General features: G+C 50.3%; 3 protein-coding genes. All 3 read right to left on the bottom strand.

All coding sequences use genetic code 11. From position 1 onward, the window contains the following. The coding region (locus DW082_RS10030; protein WP_118458511.1) for a protein-tyrosine kinase at positions 1 to 320 on the bottom strand (320 nt) is incomplete at its 3' end. A gap of 28 nt (positions 321 to 348) precedes the next feature. Beyond that, the gene (locus tag DW082_RS10025; protein WP_118458464.1) at positions 349 to 1,638 is read right to left on the bottom strand and encodes a site-specific integrase; all 1,290 of its coding nucleotides are present in this window, start codon (positions 1,636 to 1,638) and stop codon (positions 349 to 351) included. Between the two features lie 31 nt (positions 1,639 to 1,669). After that, on the bottom strand, positions 1,670 to 2,893 hold the full coding sequence (locus tag DW082_RS10020; protein WP_117507176.1) for a site-specific integrase: 1,224 nt from the start codon (positions 2,891 to 2,893) through the stop codon (positions 1,670 to 1,672). Positions 2,894 to 3,287: the final 394 nt, after the last annotated feature.

Here is a 3,287-nt window from a genome sequence, read left to right as displayed (position 1 = left end):
GTCGTCGTGGCCCTTCGGACAAGCCACCGTCGGAAGGCTTCGGCATTCCCGGATTTTAAGCGGAAAGCCAGCGCGGCGATCATTTCGAGCGAATACAGCTCGACAATACCGCCGTCACGGTTGCGCTCCCGGCGGTAAACCCGCTCCTCACGGAGTATGCCGCTTTTGAGTATGGAGCGGATGTTGCTCCCCACGGCAGGAACGAAGACTCCGAACAGGTCGGCAATCTGGTGGCGCGTGAGCCATACACGGTTCTCCGGCGTGTGGATTTCCACCCGCCCGTTTTCAATGCTGATAGGTTCTCTTGTCGTCATAGTCATACAAATTTATCAATTTTTGTTATACTGTTCAACCGTTTACCGTTATAATATCTGCCGTTTCCGGTTCGTCCTCCTCGTAGAGATTTATTTTCCGGCCTTTGGTCTGTTCTTTCAGACGTTTCATGTCCTCGTCCACCTTGCGGTCGGTCACTTTGGCGTAAATCTGCGTGGTGGAAATGCTCTTGTGTCCCATCATGCGGCTGACAGTTTCGATAGGCACACCCAGCGAGAGCGTGATATGTGTCCCGAAATTGTGCCTCGCCTTGTGAAAGGTCATGTCGAAGCCGTATGTCCGTCCCAGTTCTCTGGTGAGCTTGATGAGATACCCCCGGCAATAGAGATTGAAAATCCTGTCGCTTTTACGCTCGTGGCGGTATTTCTCGATGATCTGCAACGGCACGTTCAGCAGGCGGATGGCCGAGGGCGTTTCGGTCTTCTGGCGCCGGATGTGTATCCAGTACGTTCCGTCGTCCGACTGCGTGATGTCTTTTTCGGACAAGCGTTTCAGGTCGGCGTAGGACAACCCCGTGAAGGTAGCGAAGAGAAACCAGTCCCGCACCCGCTGGAGGTTGGGTTTATCGACGGGAGTTTCCATCAGCTTTTTGAGGTCTTCGAGTTTCAAATGGCGGCTCTTGCGCCGGGGCAGTTCCGGGTGCAGCTTCCCGTAAGGGTCGCGCCGGAGTGTACCCTGACTGACAGCCCGCTTGGTCATTTTCTTCAACCGGTAAAGATGCTCGTGTACTGTCTTGGGTTTCATTTCACGATCTGTACGCAGGAATATTTCAAAATCATCGTAGAACTCCCGGTCAAGGCTCCGCAACGCTACATCCTCCTTTTCCTTCCTTTTTTTCACGAAGGAGGCTAAAATATTATAGGAGTTCTCGTAACTTTCATAGGTTTCTTCCTTGCGATCCACGCCGACACGCTTGCGGAACTCCTCGTTATGCTCGCGGAACAAGGCAAGGAGGGTGAACGGTTTCTGCCCGATTCCTTCCACGGCGTTTTTGACCAGCTCGGCCGTCACGAAACCGAGGCTTTTACGAATATGACGGTAATGTCCGGTGATTTTTTCGGTCAGTTTCTCTATTGCCTGGTTTACCGTTCGGGCGTTCTCGCTTCGTCCGTTCGCCCTTTTGGTTTCCGGATTCCAAAGCGATGGATCGACAAACGCGTTGATATTGATCGGGGCCGACTTGGCGTCGATGCTTACCTTGCATAACAATTTACATGTTCCGTCCTTGCGGACTTTCGTGCGGTTGATGTAGAACAGCAGGGAGAACGTGCTGCGGCGTTTTATCTCTTTATTATTCGTTTCCATAATCGTTGTGAATTTGATTGTCAATGATAGATTAAATAGCTACGGAGAAGCGGCCGGCAATCTTTTCCTCTAAAGACCGGGTATCCATGTCGATCTTGTCATCGGTCACTTTGGCGTAAATCTGCGTCGTGGAAATGCGGCTATGCCCCAGCATTTTACTGACGGTTTCAAGCGGGACACCATGCGAAAGCGTGATCTCGGTGGCGTAGGTATGGCGTCCGCAGTGAAAGACGAGCTTCCGTTCAATTCCGCAAATGGCGGCAATACGTTTCAGTGTCCGGTTGAGTTCGTTGTTGCTGTACATCGGCAGCAGTTTTCCTTCCGGGGCCATATCCCGGTACTTGTCGAGGATGAGCAACGGTATGTCGAGCAACGGCACTTCATAGTCGATTTTCGTCTTCTTGCGGGCGGTCTTGATCCATACCTCACCGTCCTCGGCCACTTCCAGATCCTCCGTCGTCAGGCGGCACATGTCCCCGTAAGGGATACCCGTGTAGCAGGAGAAGAGGAACAGGTCGCGGATATGGTAGAGTTTCGGGTCGTGCAGGGGTGTGGTCATCAGCCGTTGTAACTCTGCGGCGGTAAGGTATTTCTGTTCCCGCTCGGGATGTTCGGCTTCATACCCCGCGAACGGGTCGGCAGTGATAATCCCTTCCGCGATGGCTTCCCCGACAATCGTGTTCAACCGTGTGACAAGCAACACGATAGTTCCCAGGGCAAAGCGGCGCTCCGTGCGTAGGTAGAGGTCATAGTTGTCGATGAATGAACGGTTCAGGGCCGTGAAAGGAACATCCGACAACTTGTATTTCTCCTGGATGAAAGCAGCCACACAGTTACAAGCATAGCGGTAAGATTGCGCTGTTCCCTTTTCCCGGTTCACGCCGACACGTTTTTCGAAATGTTCGATGAACGTCCGGAAATAACCCAACAGGGTTTCCTGCCCGAAAGCCGTCCCCAACAACAGATTCCTTATTTCTTCAGCCGTTACATTCTCACGGGTGGCTGACAGTTCGTCATAAATGGAAATGGCTGAAGCTCGCAAATCGTCCAGTTGCCGGTTGATTTCCCGCGCGGCGTTACTTTTACCCGTGGCACGTCCGGATGCCCACAGTGCAACGGGTACGGACATTTTCGCACTAAAAGCCGCTTCTGAAAATTTGCCGACGGCAAGTTTCGCCATGACCGGGCAATGTCCCTCGTCATTCATTTCGCTCTTTTTGAGGTAGAACGTAACCGTTACATCCGTCTGTTTCATAACTCTATTTTTTTTATGTTGCAAAATTACTTGATATATAGCTATTTACAGTTATGAAAATTATAGCGGAACAAAGAATAAAACCCCGGATGCCGGTAACATAACCTGTATTTCCATGAAAAACGGAAAAAAACGGTTATCTTTACGGGCAAAATATAGGGTTCTTTGCATGGTGAACGGTAAAACCGCAGGTGGTCAAGCGTTATTTTGCCGGATTATCCGGGGCTAAAAAAGGTAACGGATAAGTAGCAAATCTTTCTCTTAACCTTTCATTATCCTGCATTTTAGCGATTTGGAAAGGTATAGAAGAATTTGGCTTAACTCTCCTCAATACCAAACACTTACTTTATTTATCCAAATTTTGCCGTTTTTTTGCGAGTTCTTTGTATATTTG

It is taken from the genome of Alistipes sp. AF48-12 (assembly GCF_003477565.1).
Taxonomy (GTDB): domain Bacteria; phylum Bacteroidota; class Bacteroidia; order Bacteroidales; family Rikenellaceae; genus Alistipes_A; species Alistipes_A hominis.
The sequence above is the reverse complement of the archived record's forward strand: the minus strand, read 5'-3'. Positions and strand labels throughout refer to the sequence as shown.